This is a genomic window from Bacillus sp. MN7755 (genome assembly GCF_054771475.1).
Genome location: NZ_BTRL01000028.1, coordinates 113,012 through 129,050 on the forward strand (window position 1 = coordinate 113,012; position 16,039 = coordinate 129,050).

The 16,039-nt window shown below is 35.1% G+C and carries 11 protein-coding genes, 1 pseudogene, 1 riboswitch and 1 other annotated feature; of the genes and pseudogenes, 3 read left to right on the forward strand and 9 right to left on the reverse strand.

Annotation, left to right across the window (positions count from 1 at the left end; genetic code table 11):
* Positions 1-27: 27 nt before the first annotated feature.
* The 3 genes from ACYVEC_RS27380 to ACYVEC_RS27390 are packed head-to-tail and all read right to left on the reverse strand — an operon-like array spanning position 28 to position 3,176.
* Positions 28-1,653 (reverse strand): YndJ family protein, encoded by a 1,626-nt coding sequence (locus ACYVEC_RS27380; protein WP_275719003.1) that lies wholly within the window; start codon positions 1,651-1,653, stop codon positions 28-30.
* Between the two features lie 5 nt (positions 1,654-1,658).
* The gene (locus ACYVEC_RS27385; RefSeq protein ID WP_063222644.1) at positions 1,659-2,264 is read right to left on the reverse strand and encodes a DUF4166 domain-containing protein; all 606 of its coding nucleotides are present in this window, start codon (positions 2,262-2,264) and stop codon (positions 1,659-1,661) included.
* A 3-nt stretch (positions 2,265-2,267) separates the two neighbouring features.
* Entirely contained in the window at positions 2,268-3,176 is a 909-nt protein-coding gene (locus tag ACYVEC_RS27390) for a DoxX-like family protein (protein WP_275719004.1), read from the reverse strand.
* Positions 3,177-3,367: 191 nt separating this feature from the next.
* Positions 3,368-3,554: riboswitch (Lysine riboswitch) on the forward strand.
* 200 nt (positions 3,555-3,754) lie between these two features.
* On the opposite strand from ACYVEC_RS27390, the gene ACYVEC_RS27395 reads away from it, so the two are divergent.
* Positions 3,755-4,984, forward strand: coding sequence for an aspartate kinase (locus tag ACYVEC_RS27395; RefSeq protein ID WP_275719005.1), 1,230 nt, complete (start codon positions 3,755-3,757; stop codon positions 4,982-4,984).
* Positions 4,985-5,336: 352 nt separating this feature from the next.
* Entirely contained in the window at positions 5,337-5,789 is a 453-nt protein-coding gene (locus ACYVEC_RS27400) for a VOC family protein (RefSeq protein WP_063222641.1), read from the forward strand.
* A gap of 263 nt (positions 5,790-6,052) precedes the next feature.
* Here the strand turns inward: ACYVEC_RS27400 and ACYVEC_RS27405 are convergent.
* Positions 6,053-6,499, reverse strand: a pseudogene (locus tag ACYVEC_RS27405) (helix-turn-helix domain-containing protein).
* Between the two features lie 148 nt (positions 6,500-6,647).
* Positions 6,648-7,631, reverse strand: coding sequence for an aspartate--ammonia ligase (gene asnA / locus ACYVEC_RS27410; protein WP_063222639.1), 984 nt, complete (start codon positions 7,629-7,631; stop codon positions 6,648-6,650).
* Positions 7,632-7,701: 70 nt separating this feature from the next.
* Positions 7,702-7,960 (reverse strand) — a binding site (T-box leader).
* A gap of 405 nt (positions 7,961-8,365) precedes the next feature.
* Between asnA and ACYVEC_RS27415 the strand changes: the two genes are divergently transcribed.
* Positions 8,366-8,500, forward strand: a complete 135-nt coding sequence (locus tag ACYVEC_RS27415; RefSeq protein ID WP_063222638.1) for a DUF3934 domain-containing protein — start codon at positions 8,366-8,368, stop codon at positions 8,498-8,500.
* A 100-nt stretch (positions 8,501-8,600) separates the two neighbouring features.
* On the opposite strand, the gene ACYVEC_RS27420 is transcribed toward ACYVEC_RS27415, so the two are convergent.
* The 4 genes from ACYVEC_RS27420 to malS all read right to left on the reverse strand — a co-directional run bounded on the left by ACYVEC_RS27420 (position 8,601) and on the right by malS (position 15,925).
* The gene (locus tag ACYVEC_RS27420; protein ID WP_460509272.1) at positions 8,601-11,795 is read right to left on the reverse strand and encodes an SNF2 helicase associated domain-containing protein; all 3,195 of its coding nucleotides are present in this window, start codon (positions 11,793-11,795) and stop codon (positions 8,601-8,603) included.
* Between the two features lie 117 nt (positions 11,796-11,912).
* Positions 11,913-12,845, reverse strand: coding sequence for a response regulator (locus ACYVEC_RS27425; RefSeq protein WP_063222636.1), 933 nt, complete (start codon positions 12,843-12,845; stop codon positions 11,913-11,915).
* A gap of 2 nt (positions 12,846-12,847) precedes the next feature.
* Positions 12,848-14,146, reverse strand: coding sequence for a sensor histidine kinase (locus ACYVEC_RS27430; RefSeq protein ID WP_080468455.1), 1,299 nt, complete (start codon positions 14,144-14,146; stop codon positions 12,848-12,850).
* A 66-nt stretch (positions 14,147-14,212) separates the two neighbouring features.
* Positions 14,213-15,925: an oxaloacetate-decarboxylating malate dehydrogenase gene (gene malS, locus ACYVEC_RS27435; RefSeq protein ID WP_063222691.1), complete on the reverse strand. Its 1,713-nt coding sequence runs from the start codon at positions 15,923-15,925 to the stop codon at positions 14,213-14,215.
* Positions 15,926-16,039 lie beyond the last annotated feature (114 nt).

The following is a 16,039-nucleotide window of genomic DNA, read 5'->3' on the forward strand; positions in this document are numbered from 1 at the left end:
AAAGCTTGGAATCTCTCCAAGCTTTTCTTACTTCTCCTCTAATCTCTTAATCTCATAATCAATTTCTAAAAACTTGATTCCGAATATCCACATTTTATGGTTAGCTTCTAATATTTGATTTGCGCCCTCTTTAATAATAAATGTCTCTGCTAACGGTAAACGGATTGTAAAGTAGCGAGTGTGTAAATAAATCCCCTCATCTCCCTTACCATTTCTTCTCAGCTTACTAGTAATAATTAAATCATTACTCCTATTACATAATTTCAAAACCCCCGTCATATTCGAATATGGTAAAGGTAATCCGATATTCATGTACGTCTCATTCTTATATGTATGTTTTGAGTAAAGAGCTGCAAAAATAGACTCTCCTGCTTCATTCTTTCTTAGCCAAGCCCTTACATTCTCTCTTCCATCCTTCTCATCTATTACCCCTAGGATAGAACCATGCATCGTTTCCCACTTGTCGCCCATTCCTAAATGTATTTGTCCTACACGCTTACTCATTTTCTCATAACAAAATGCAAAGGGGCGAAACCAACGAGTCCATTTAATATGCGCTTGTAACTCATACTCTTTTGTATTTTCATAAAAACGAATAATACTTACAGGAATCTTGTCCGTGTCAAATGCCTCACTATGAAAATCCTTCATATTATCAACTAAACCTGTGTATTCCTTACTTTCTACTAAATTTCTACTATGTAAAAACACCTCACCAATTTTCACATTTCCTCTTAACCTGCTCATTGGTTTCCCGTAGTATTTATAATTCGGAGCACTCTTTTCAATCATCCAGCCGACAAATGCCGGTAATGCTACTCCAATTCCGTTAACAACACCGTGAATCCAAACCATTTGAGCAATTGTAATCGTCATTACATGTTTCAAATTCCCATACGAGTATATAAGTGAAAACATAATTGTTACCATGAGTGTACTAGACGATATGACTAGGAGGATTTTTGCGCTGATAGCATTAAATTTCGTGCGCCAAACATAAATCCCATACCCATAAATCGCACATAAATATAGGCACACTGCAAAAAATTCAAATACCCTTGAGTACGTAATTCCAATCGCAACTGTCATAGGTGAAATGACAATGATAGACATAATCGCATCATATACTTTACTGCTCTTTTCTCTCTTCCGCCCTATTAAACCAGCTGATAATGGCAATAGAAACGCCGAATAATGAAAGTGTGCAGCTGTGAGTAAAACAATGTCAGAAGTAAACTGCATAATCGAGAGTTTTGCTACAGAAGCAAAAAACCAGAAACCACCTAAAAACAAATAAATAAACGCACTATCGATAGCTGTCTCTTCTAACGGTTTCCATCCTCTTTCTAGTAATCTATTTATACCAAATAACGCAACAATTCCTGTGTATACAAACCAAAGTAGCGCAAAGAAAAAGTGATTTGTTACGAAAGCCAGCATTGCACTAATTGCTGCGATTGGATATAAAATCGATACAAATTTATAAAAGAGTACATACGATCCATTTCTTATTTTCTTATCAATAATGCAAAATGACATCGGTATAAATAACAAAATAGATAATAAAATAATTGCTTCAACTGGATTTACATTTGACCACTCACATATTAGAAAAATAATATAACAAGCAAGACCAAATATTATATTTCTCATATCGTTTATTTCCTTTCCACAAACGTTCCCTTATATGAAAATAGCGAACCAATTAACGGATTTCGTACTTGTACATGAATTCGAAAACATTGTAATTCGTCATCATAACTTTCAACAATTTTTGCCTCTCCGTATAAAAGTTTCGGTAAAGAGATTTTTCTTCCAAACATATAAAACCATTGTTTCTTCGAAGAAATATGCATTGCCCCTAACTCATCAATATGAAAATTCAATGTAGAGACGAGTATATGTGGTTCACCAAAATAATCTACAATTTCATTTTCATCAATTTTCATTACCGCATTAAAATATCTTTTCTTATTATGAAAATAAAAAGTACGATTCCACCGCACAAGTTCATGTCCATGTTCATCACGCTCAGCGGTATTATGTATTGTAAATGGCACTTCCTTACCTCTCTCAGAGAAAAACATTCGAAACTTCGATGCAATTTTTAATATTAATTTTACAAAAAAAGAACCACCGTAAATTTCATCCATCTTTCCTTCTCCAGTAAAGCTATTTTCTTCTGTAATCTCATAGCGTTTCTGTAATTTTGGATGAAGTTTTTTATAAGAATCTCCTAATAGTCTTTCATAAATATTAGCCATACACTATCCCTTTCTCTTCCTCTTGCAATTTTTTGCACTTGGTAAATCAAAACTATTTATATAACCGACAATCGATAACCCCATTAGTAGAACGTTTAATGTAATTGGATTAAACGGCTCTGTAAAGCTTGCGATATTCGTAAAGCCTGCCGCTATCGTTAAGGCTACTAACATAAAAATATGTACTATAAATACTTTTCGTTTTGGAAATGGTAACAGCCATATGATACCAAAAATAATTTCTAGTATTCCAATTATTTTAAGTACAAAAATACTATGTGCAGTTGAACCAATCATCACAGATAGCATTTTTACTTCTTCTGAATGAGTAAACACTAGTTTCGGCACTATTCCTTGATACATCCATACAAGTGCAAATAAAAAACATACGATCCAATATGTCATCGTTCTTCTCATTAGCAACCTAGGATGAAGTCCTTTTTCTAACCATAATTTTAAAGCATCAAAACTCCAAGCAGTTGCCCAACCTAATAACGGCCGAAAAATATAGAAATCTATTACATTGCCTAGACGACCATACCTTGTATCATAATCATATTGCGTCTCAAAATGAATGTATTTTTTAAGCGGTGTATACTTCCAATAACCACGCCCAATTTGTATAAGTGATAATTGATTGTCTGTCCAAAATTTTAAAGAAGAAATTCTTTCACCTGTTTCTTTTCTTATTTCACCTATCGATTCCCCTTCCCCAGCTATTTCAAGTCCAAATCCGATTTTTGTTTTATATAAAAACTTCTGCGGTTCTCCATCTACTTTCTCTAAATATGAAATTTCAGTAAAGCGAGCATCCCACTCAGTATGTAAATCCGGATCTTGCGTGTATTCCCATAATTTCTCCATCGTTGTGTTCATTTCTGCCGAAACATAAATAGGCTTTTTCCTCTGCATTCTTCCACCTCCAATGCACTATAATGTTAATGTACATGTAATAAATTTATTTTGCTACATTTTTCACAAACTTTCTTGTAAATAGAAAGAATTTTTAAAATATATATAAAACACTTGATTCCACGAAAAATTTAAATTATTATAAAACAAATGTTACCAACAACTTCATAAATCAAACACTCTCGCCTAAAACGTGAGATAGAGGTTGCGATACTTATGAGTATTCTAATGGAGACACAGAGATGTCTAGGAAATTAGATGAAAGGAAGTATTGCCGAAATCGATACATTTCTCTGCATATATCGATTGGGGCTGTTTTCGAATAGAAACAGAACTGTCATATGTACAGACGTGTACGTATGAAGAGCTATCTACAAAAAAGAGATATCATTTTTATGGTATTCCTTTTTTGGCGGTTTTTTTATTAGCTCCGTTTTCTGTTTCCCTTTTCCTGTAACAGCACCATCCTCACTTATTTGAGATGGTGTTTTTTGTTTTTTCTCTGGTAACTACAGGAATATTGGGATTTATATATGTCCTAATCTATTCTTAAAAATGGATGAAAGAAGGAATTCGTAATGGAAACGATTGTACAAAAATTTGGTGGCACTTCTGTCGGAAGCGTTGAGCGCATTCAACATGTAGCAAATTTAATTATTGAAGAATATGAACGAGGACATAGTATCGTCACTGTCGTTTCGGCAATGGGAAAAAGTACAGATGAACTTGTAGCACTTGCTAACGCTATTACAGAAAATCCGAGTAAACGCGAAATGGATATGCTTCTATCAACAGGAGAGCAAGTGACTATTTCATTATTAACGATGGCATTACAAGCAAAAGGTTATAACGCGATTTCATTAACAGGATGGCAAGCTGGTATTACGACAGAATCTGTACATAGTAGTGCACGGATTACTGAAATTAATACGGATCGAATTCAGTCTTATCTTACTAAAGGCACGATTGTTATTGTAGCTGGTTTCCAAGGAGTCAGTGAAGATTTTGAAATTACAACGCTTGGACGAGGTGGTTCTGATACAACTGCTGTTGCATTAGCTGCTGCACTGAACGCAAAAAAATGTGATATTTACACAGATGTGACCGGCGTATATACGACGGATCCACGAGTTGTAAAAGATGCTTATAAATTAGATGAAATTTCTTATGACGAAATGTTAGAACTTGCAAACCTCGGTGCTGGTGTATTACACCCGCGTGCTGTTGAGTTTGCTAAAAATCATAATGTCATTTTAGAAGTTCGCTCAAGTATGGAACAAGAAAATGGAACAATTGTAAAAGGAGAATGTAACATGGAACAACAATCAATCGTTAAAGGTATTGCATTTGAAGATAATATTACACGTATCACAGTGAAAGGATTGGAACAAGGCTCGCTTTCAACTGTTTTCTCTACATTAGCAGCGGCACATATTAATGTAGATATCATCATTCAAAGTATTACAAATGAAGGAACTGTTCATCTCTCCTTCTCCATCCACTCTAATGATTTAAGAGAGACTTTAGCAGTATTGGAACAAAACAAAGAGGCACTTCACTATGAATCAGTAGAATATGAAAATCATTTAGCAAAAGTATCAATTGTAGGATCTGGTATGGTCTCTAATCCTGGTGTTGCTGCGAATATGTTCACTACTTTAAAAGAAGAAGATATTCATATTAAAATGGTAAGTACATCAGAAATTAAAGTGTCTGTCGTTATTGATCGCCTTCACTTAGTAACAGGTGTCGAGGCGCTGCACCAATCATTTATGACGAAAATTGAGCCTTTAGTGCAGATGAGTTAATTTTCACTCGTAAAACTTAAAACAAATTATATGAATCTATTTCCTTCCTATATAAATAGAAAGCTGTTTGCATTATATAGAGTAATAAGAAATATATTTATCATTTAAATAATACACTTCATTCTATACAACAATCGGACCCTTTAATGGCATACAGAGTAGAAATATTTTGCGGGGAAGTCGCGGTATTGTTTGTTAACAAGATACTATATAGCACACTTAAAAATAGCTTGTCACATTTCCCTATACTGTGACAAGCTGTTTTTTGTTCGGAAGGAGTTTATAACTTTTTAATAGTATAATTATGTAGATGGTTAGATAATACACTTTTACATATAAGGAGATAAAGACAATGACAAACAACAAATTACTCAGAATGGATAATATCAGCATCGTTGTAGAATCTCTTGATAACGCCATCTCTTTCTTCGAGGAGATTGGTTTGAAACTCGAAGGTAGAGCAACTGTCGAAGGTGAATGGGCTGGTCGTGTAACAGGACTCGGTTCTCAGTGCGTAGAGATTGCTATGATGGTTACGCCAGATGGCCATAGCCGAATTGAACTTTCGCGATTTCTCACCCCGCCTACTATAGCAGATCACCGGACAGCTCCTGTAAACGCCCTCGGTTATTTACGCGTCATGTTCACCGTTGAAGACATTGACGAAATGGTATCCAGACTTACTAAACATGGTGCTCAGCTCGTTGGCGAAGTAGTTCAGTACGAGAACTCGTATCGTCTCTGTTACATTCGGGGAACCGAAGGCATTTTAATCGGTTTAGCGGAAGAACTCGGTAACAAGTAAGTGATATTTCCAAAAATCGTTAGATATACCAACAGAAATTCATTATAAATGAAACCACTATATTTTTAACCACGTCCTCACTCTAGAACGTGGTTATGCTTGTTTGAGCTTTTAAAAATGTATTATCATTTTACACATAGATTTCAAGTCTCTATCCAAACAGTTCTTTAACATATCACTAACATTCTAAAATCATTATGAAACAATTTAATTATTCACTTTACCTTTTCCTAGGAAATATAACTGACTCTGTTCACTTTTCATCATATATCTTTTCGCTCTTTTCCTTGAAAAAACGATCTATATTCATTCAAAATAACTTTCTTCACATCCGAGTAAAATACCATCATGAATAGTGCAATTCCTAATAAAATCTCTTGAACTCCTTCATAATCAATGAAAGCACTTAAAATTAGCAAACTACATCCAATATAAAAACTAAATTCATTCCCTTTCTCAAAACCCTCATCTTCTTCATCAATATGTATTTTCTCTTTAAAGCTTTGATTCCCTTTTATTAACTCATCTATCGTAACATTGTACATTTCGCTCAGTAAAATTAAATTATCAATATCAGGACAACTTTTATCATTTTCCACTTACCCCGCTTTATACACCGCTTGCCTCGTCACACCAATCTTTTTAGCAACATCCTCTTGTGAAAATCCCTTTGACTCTCGTAGTTTTTTTAACTGTTCTCCTAAGCTCATAACGTCCCCTCCTTTAACAAATTATTACATAAAAGGAGATAAAAAAGAAAGAAACCATTAGTAACACCCACTGCAAACCACTAGTTTACACAATAAAAAAGGGAGAGTAACTCTATTTTCAAGCTACTCTCCCTCACATTTATATTAATTAAAACAGATGAATGTTTTCTTTCTTGCAAGCTTCACGTAAATCATCAGGCCATACAGAAGATTGCACTTCACCGATATGTGCTTTACGTAAGAAGTACATGCACATTCTTGATTGTCCAATACCACCACCAATTGTTAATGGTAGTACATCTTCTAATATACCTTTATGGAAATCATACTCACGTTTAAAGTCATCACCAGTTTTCGTTAACTGCTCATCAAGTGATTTACTATCAACACGAATTCCCATTGATGATAATTCGAACGAAGCTTGTAGTACTGGGTGCCAGAATAGAATATCACCGTTTAATTTCCAATCATCATAATCAGCTGCGCGTCCGTCATGCTTTTCACCTGAACGAAGTGCATCACCAATTCCGATAATGAAAACTGCACCGTGTTCTTTCGCAATTGCATGTTCACGATCTTTCGGTGTTAATTCTGGATATTTATCTTCTAGTTCTTGAGAAGTAACGAACACGATTTCTTCTGGTAAATACTTTCCAAGGAACGGATATTTTTCAAATAAGTGATCTTCTAAATCTTTGAATATTCCATAAATTGTTTGTACTGTTTGTTGTAAGTAATCTACAGTACGCCATTCTTTTTGAACGATTTTTTCCCAATCCCATTGGTCAACGTAAATGGAATGTGTTGCATCAAGTTCTTCATCACGACGGATTGCGTTCATGTTTGTATATAAACCTTCACCAGCTTCATATCCGTATTCATGTAATGCGAATCTTTTCCACTTCGCTAGTGAATGAACAATTTCTAATTCTTCTCCTGAATGTAACATATCAAATTCAATTGGACGTTCTACACCGTTTAAGTGATCGTTTAACCCTGACTTTTTCGTTACGAATAATGGTGCAGATACGCGGAATAGTTCAAGGCGTTTTGCTAATTGATCCTCGAAAAATGTTTTAACTTCCTTAATTGCGATTTGAGTCTCTCTTACTGTCATTAATGATTGATACATGGTGGTTTCCTCCTAAAATGTTTGGATGTTGTGAAAAGAAGCCAACAAAAAAAGCCCTTCTTTCCCAAAAAACTGGGACGAAAGGCTTTGGTTCCGCGGTACCACCCAAATTAGCAACAGAGGTTGCTCACTTATACAATACGGAGATGAAATATCTCGATACTGTTCTTCTTGTAACGGCGAAGTTCCCGGCCAAGTCTACTTTCCTATAAAGGATTTCGGTTAGCAACTCCAGGAGGTTCTTCATAATAGGCTTCGTATCAGGCTCACACCACCCCTGACTCGCTTAGACTACGTCCTACTACTACTCGTCCTTTCATAGTCGTTTTGTTGTCACATCTCTGAAACATTTTATTAATGATTATTCTATACAAAAAACAAAGAAAGTCAACAAAAAGTTTTAAAATATTTTTCAATTCTTTATTTTATGGCTTTATTGATTGTTTCCAATATAACTTCTTTATTTCTTTTGCCTAGACATTCCAAACACTGTCTCACTAACTGAAACTAACGTATATACAACAATTAATGTAATTGTTCGAAATATAGAATCCGCAGTATTTCGTATTATTTTCATTTTCTTTGTAATTCCTTTCAGTTTACTTACAAATTCATGATATACTATAGCATTCAAGCAGTTTTTTTTACTTAAAGCAAACATAGTCATTTATAAAGAGTATTTTCTAAATCATTGACTATTATCAAATTAGATTTTTATATAACGGAGTGATCATATGAGTAAAACGAAAGCAAAACCGAAAAAAGGTGTAGGACAAGGTACAGGAAGTAAAGGGTGGAACCGTTGGCAATCAAGCGCAAAGAAAAAGCAAGCTGCAAAGCCATACAAAAGTAAAGGTACAAAGAAATAATCTAAATAACATTTGATTTCTTTACTTTGTACAAAACAAAATATAATTATTACAACAGAAAAGCTATGCCCTCATACGTTTGAAGGCATAGCTTTTTATATTAAATCATTAAAATATCTCGAATTTCTTCCTCCGTGATGGATGATAATTTCTCTTCTCCCGGCTCAATCACTTCAGCAATTAAATTTTTCTTACTCTCTTGCAGTTCATGCATTTTTTCCTCAATTGTTCCGTGTGCTACTAATTTAATAACTTGTACTGTATTTTTTTGTCCCATTCGATATGCCCGATCTGCCGCTTGTTGTTCAACAGCTGGATTCCACCATAAATCGTATAAAATAACCGTATCGGCACCCGTTAAGTTAAGACCCGTACCACCAGCTTTTAATGAAATGAGAAATAGATCCCCTTCTCCTTCGTTAAATCGATTACATAGCTCTACTCGTTCTTGCGAAGGTGTATTTCCGTCTAAATAAAAGTATGGAATCGCTTGACGATTTAACTCACGACCAATAATGGACAGCATCTTCGTAAATTGAGAAAAGATTAAAATTCTCTTACCAGTACTTCTGCATTCCTCTAGTATTTCTAGCAGTTGTTCAAATTTAGCTGAGCTCCCCTTGTAATCATCAACGAATAAAGCAGGATGATTACAAATTTGTCGCAATCTCGTTAAACCAGCTAAAATTCTAATTTTATTTTTACGTAACGTATCTTTGTCTAAATGCTTTAACGTTTCTTCCCTTAATTTCGCTAAATAAGCAGCATATAGTCTCTTTTGATCTGGTAATAATTCCGATGACTGTAAATGTTCTATTTTATCTGGAAGCTCCTGTAATACATCCCCTTTTAATCGTCTTAATACGAAAGGTTTTACGCGCTTCGCAATATCTTCACGCCTTAAATCACCGAATTCTTTTCTTCCTGGTAATAATTCTGGAAATACGACATGAAAGATAGACCATAGCTCTTCTAATGAATTTTCTACAGGCGTTCCCGTTAGTCCGAAACGATATTCAGCTTGAATTGTTTTCACTGCTTTTGCAGTTTGCGTTGTAGGATTTTTAAACGCCTGTGCTTCATCAAGAAATAGTGTATGAAACGGCCTCGCATACGATCTTATATCTCTTCTCAGTAATGGATATGACGTAATTACGACATCAAATTCCGCTATGTCTTTTAAGATTTTTCGTCTTTCCGCTTGATTTCCATCTGCAATAACTGCTCTAATATGCGGCGCGAATTTTTTCAACTCGCTTAACCAGTTGTAAACTAGAGACGATGGAGAAACGACTAATATAGGTAGTTTCTTTTCTCGAATTTCCGGCAACACAGAATCTATATAAGCAATACTTTGCAGCGTTTTTCCAAGTCCCATATCATCTGCTAAAATACCGCCAAAACGGTAATATGCAAGTGTTTTCATCCACTCGAATCCGTATACTTGATACTCTCTCATTACAGCATTTAAAGTTTGCGGCACTGTAAACTTTAATTTTTTCGGGTTTTGAATGCTTTCTACTAAATCTTGAACAGACTCATCTAAACTTAAAACATTACCTTCGTGAAGTCCGTTCATCCATTTCACACTCCGAATAAGTGGAACATTCACTTCTTCCCCATGTAAAAATTCTTTTCGAATACCTGATTCTTTTACAAACTGATTAATTTCATTAAATTCTTTGCTCTCTAGTGATAATAAAGAACCATTCGCTAATCGGTAATATTTGCGTTTCTCTTCAAGAGCGACTAATACACCTTTAATTTCCGCTTCCGGTATTCCTTTTATATCAAAACGAAATGACAACCAATCAATTCTTTCTTTTCTTCTCACCCTAATAAGAGGAGCTGTATCCCCTTTATGAATTCGTAATTTGATTGCTGTCGTCGCATAAATATCAACTAAACCTTTTAACGTTGGAACGACATGATATAAAAAGTTATACTCAGCCTCTTCATTATGTATAAAATAACCACCTTCTGTTTTCGCGAAGGCACTTTCACTCATAATGTCTAAAATTTCTTTTTCCTTTTTCTCATCACGATTAAAAACAGACGGCTGTCCGTCCTCTTCTAGCGGATTAATCATGACATTTCCATAATGGAATTCGAGACCTGCTAACAAACGATTTTTCACGCGATCTAAATACAATTTCGCTTTTAGCGAAGGCGTTTCAACCCGATCTGATATTACTTCATCAATGCGTACCGTTCCAAGTTTCATTAATCCAGGGACAACTTTCGCTACGAAATGTTCCATCTTAGTTTCAGGAATATAAAACTGATTGCTATTTGAGCGACTCATCATCTTTTGTAGTTCAATAAGTCGCATACAATCTTCCATAGGTAAATGATATAATTTCCCATCGTAAAGAGCGTTGTTATACATCTCCATAACTTGAACACGATTTAGGCCAGCTATATGAAGTGTAAACCCGCCATTATTCCCTTTCGTGAACTCAAAATGTAATGGCAATAAACCTTTTGAAATTTGTAAGCCATGAAACAGTTGCTCATTTTGTTTCAGCTGTACATGTTCAACTTTAGAAAGTGAAGAGAGCATATCATTCCACGAAGCTGGCGGTATAAATATCATACTTTCATCTTGTTTCGCATGTACTTCTAGTGCATCTTCATACATTTTTTCGTTATGATATATTTTAATGAGTTGTTGTATAATCGCGTCTGTTTCTTGTTTAAAACTGTGTACATCTGGCGTGTATGTAAATTCATTGGAACAATGAAAAGTTTCTCTTTTCTCCACTTTAGAAAGAAATTCTCTAATATGATTTATGAAATACACTTTGGCAAGTTTCAATTGAATTCCAAGAAGAGCCCCACCACTTTTCGTCGCTACTGGTGAACATATAAACTCCACATCTACTATTTCACGTGTATCAAAACGATGTTGTTTACTTTTTGGTCTCAGTGGTTTGTCTGCAAACAGCTGAAACATCCCGTTTGTTAATTGATCATTTCTGCTACTAACAGAGCCCATTCCACCTGTTTGCTGATTATAGTTGATTTGTATTAATACGGCTGCAACATGTTGACAGTACGTTTGAAAAGACGCTAATGAAGGACAACTGCATCTCGCAACTACATCACCTTTTTTAGCTTTTTCTACTGTAACATGGAAATCCTCGTTCCCTTTTACCGTCGCCTCGCAAATTTCTTTATTTTCATCATAATGATTCACGATTACTTTATTTGCTTTATAATAAGCTTCGCCTCTTTTATATGAGGTCTCTCCGCATACTTCTTTAATAATCGATTTATTTAATGTAAAACTCATTGTTTTGACACTTCCTTAATGTAAAACCATTTTCTCTTACTTAACATTTTACATGCTCCACGAGAAAATATAAAATGTTGATTGAACAAAAAAAGATGCTTTTTTATAAGCACCTTTTCACTCTATCTCCATCAACCTTTTCGCCTCAAAATACAACACTTGAATAAATTTTTTCGTATTAATTCGTATGTGGCCAGAAGTTGCTATTTCATCCTTTGTCATTTCTGTCATCCGTTTTCTAACTACAGTGAAATCAAAAAACTTTGGAGCATAGCTTTCAAATTTCGGATTTGAAAAGTCTGTTAGTCCGAGGGAAGCTAAATGATTCAATGATTGATAAATCGCTCTTCTTACACGTTGTTCAGATGCTTTTTTCTCCTTCTCTATATCTGCATCCGAAGCTATATGATCTAATTTTTTTAATGTGATTTGGTGAAAGATATCTTTTAACGCAGGAAATCCAAATTCAAATATTTGCGCCTTTTCTTGTCCATATAAATATTCCAGCATACTAAGTAAATCTTTACTTCCGTTCTCTCCCGCAATACCGAGTTCTGATAGTAAAAAGCGTCCTGAATCTGATATCTTTTTTCCTTCTTGCACTGTTTCACTACGCATTTGCGGCTTTTCCCACTGAAATACATTATTTAATGATTTTTGAATGTCATATATAGAACGTTCCAAACGAATACGCTCTATCACTTTTCGTACAACAGATACTACTTCTATTTTATTTAGTGGTTTCGTAATATAATATTCCACCCCAAGTGTATACGCCTCACCAATGAGTTGTTTCGATTCCACTTGGGAAATCATAATAATTTTCCCAGTGAATGAAGACGCTATTTGGCGAACTGTTTCAATGCCGTCTCTCATCGGCATTAATAAATCAATAAATAAAATATCCACTTTTTTATAATTTAGCTGTTCTGCTTCAATAAACGCTCCATCTTCCGACTCTCCAATTACTTCCCCAAGATCACCATCCTCAATAATTTGCGAAAGCATTGAACGGAAAACTTCATCATCATCTACAATATAATAAAACAAATCTATTCCCCTTCCCGCTTTAAACTACACTCCGGTAAACAAACGACAAACTTACACCCTTTTCCAGTTTCATTGTCTTCTAACCTTACTTCTCCGCCAAGCTCTGTTACCATTTCGTGTATGTAAGAAAGTCCAATACCTGTGGACGGTGTTCCCGTTTGATCATACTTTGAAGTAAACCCGGGCTTAAATACTAATTTCTTATACTTTTGTGCAATACCAGGGCCATCGTCAACTACTTCAAAGGTTACATGTTGATCCCGTTTATATAACTTAATATGAATAAGACCTCTATCTTCAATTGCTTCAACTGCATTGGCAACTAAGTTATTAAAGATTGATAGCACTGTATATACGTGATATGCGGCGTGCTCACCTTCTATATGTTTAGAAAAACGTATATCTTTCTCTAACATTTCAGCATACTTTTCATTTATTCTTACAATCATTTCTGTAAGTTCATGTCCTTCTACATACTCAGCCACATTTTTATCTAATAACAGTTTAGATAATCCTGCAAAAATCCTTTGATTATCCTTTTTAATTTCGTGCACTTCTCCTGCTATTTTCAATGCTGTTTTACTACTGGAATCGTCGTCTGCCTGTAAATTTCGATATAGTTCATATGCTTCTTGTGTAATCAATTCTGCATTTTGTAACGTTTTTTTCAAATGAACTGATTCTACATATAAATTTGAAAGGTGCATTAACATTTTTTCATTTTCTTTTCGAACTTGTGATTCTTTTAATTTCGTTTCATACAAATTCATCATATTTAAAAAACCAAGCGCAAAGAAACTACGAAAAATAGCAATAATAATTAACTTATTCACTTCAGAAACTGTTATCGTTGTACCGAGCACTACCATATGATATATCGCTAGTTCTGACATACTTGCGATAATTTCAATTGTAATCCCAAGGCACCCAATAACAATCGGATTCTGATGAAACTTATTCACCCTACAAAGCGAAAAAAGACTTCCATAAATAAAATAATAAAAGAACACAGGATAGCGCAAATAAAATGATTCTGTCATATGAAATGAACCTTGCATGATCCAGTCAAGACATACACGGAATAAAACGACACATATACCGACAAGAATACCTGCAGCAGCTGCTGGTATTCTTCTTAAAAATAGTAATAAAAAGAAGAATAATGGCGTCCCAAAGCTAACGCGAAACATATCATTAAAAGGATGAAAATTAAGCTCTCCAGCAATCGGAACAACAACCATTAATATAATTAAAAGGGATATATCTTTCTTCCATAATTCATTCCAATTCAAAGGTGCCACTTCCTATACTCTTTTTTCAGTAATAAAAGTGAAAGCCCGCTTATTATTTATAAACGGGCTTTATTTCTATATTCTAACCTTTTCTACCGCTTTTATTTGGCGATACTCTGGTTCCCATATTGCTTCTTTCACTGCAATCTTAATATCGTTATCACTTAAGTTCTCTCTAGCAACACCTTCCGCAACGGCAACTTTCGCTACTTCAATTGCAACCATTTCCGAGATATTACGTAACTCTTCAACTTCTGGCAAAATAGGTGCTCCTGGCTGACTTGTATCTACCATGCTTGCAACTGCTTCAGCTGCTGCTGCGAACATGCCATCCGTCATAACGCTTGCACGTACTACAATTGTTCCAAGGCCTAGCCCTGGGAAAATAAGTGCATTATTTGATTGTCCAATCACATACGTTACCCCGTTGTATGTAACTGGTTCAAAAGGACTTCCCGTAGCAACTAATGCTCTTCCTTCTGTCCACTGGATTAAATCAGCTGGTTTTGCTTCAGCAAGTGGCGTCGGATTCGACATTGGTAAAATGATTGGTCTTTCTACGTGAGAAGCCATTTCTTTTATAATCTCTTCTTTAAATGCGCCTGCAACAGTTGATGTACCAATTAAAATTGTCGGTTTCACATGCTTCACAACTTCCGCAAGTCCGATTACATCATTTTGCTTCCACTCACTTACTTCCGCTTCTTTTCTTGCATACGGAATTTGGAAATCAAGAAGATCTTCCATGTTATCTGTAACTAACCCGTTACGATCAATACACCAGAATCGCTTATATGATTCTTCTTCTGATACGCCTACGCGGACCATCGCATCTCTAACTTGATCTGCGATACCGATTCCAGCCGTACCAGCACCAAACACAACAACACGGTGTTCGCTTAACGGTACACCAGAAGCTTTTACTGCTGATAATACAGCAGCAAGTGAAACTGCACCTGTTCCTTGAATATCATCATTAAATGTACACACGTCATGGCGGTATTTATCTAAAATTTTTCGTGCGTTACGAGAACTGAAATCTTCCCAATGTAAGAGTGCTTTCGGGAATTGTTTATTTACCGCTTGAACAAATGTATCAATAAATTCATCATAAGCTTCCCCTGTTATACGAGGGTGACGATTTCCAATATAAAATGGATTATTTAATAATTCTTCGCGATTTGTACCTACATCTAAAATTACCGGTAATACACGACTAGGATCGATTCCAACTGCGGCCGTATAAACAGCTAATTTTCCGATTGCGATGTTAATACCACCAACGCCCCAGTCACCAATTCCTAATATACCTTCTCCATCTGTTACAACGACTAAATCGATATTTTCTGCTGTTGCACCAATATTGGCAAATGCTTCTTCAATACCTGACGGATCGTTAATTGATAAATACACACCACGTGGTTTACGATATTCATGACTATATCTTTGAATTGCTACACCGACAGTTGGTGTATATACGATTGGTAACATTTCACGTAAATGATCTGTTAAAATACGATAAAATAATACTTCATTTCGATCATGTAACGCTGTTAAGTATACATTCTTTAATAAATCATCCGGCTGAGAACAAAATTGTTCGTATGCTCGGCGTGCTTGTTCTTCTAATGTTAAAACTGCTGGCGGTAATAACCCTTTTAAACCTAATTCTTCTCTCTCTTCTTGCGTGAAAGCGACCCCTTTATTTAAAAGTGGTGTTGATAATACTTCTACTCCTCTTAATGTCGTTTCTAATGAACCATTAGAAGCTACTGTAAACTTACTCATAACATCCCTACCTCTATTCATATATAGCATTTCTATATTGTAAACAAAAAAGAGGGGCTTGTCCCCCTCTTCTTTTAATTTTTCTTTAAAAGTGTTGCTCCTGCAATCCCTGGA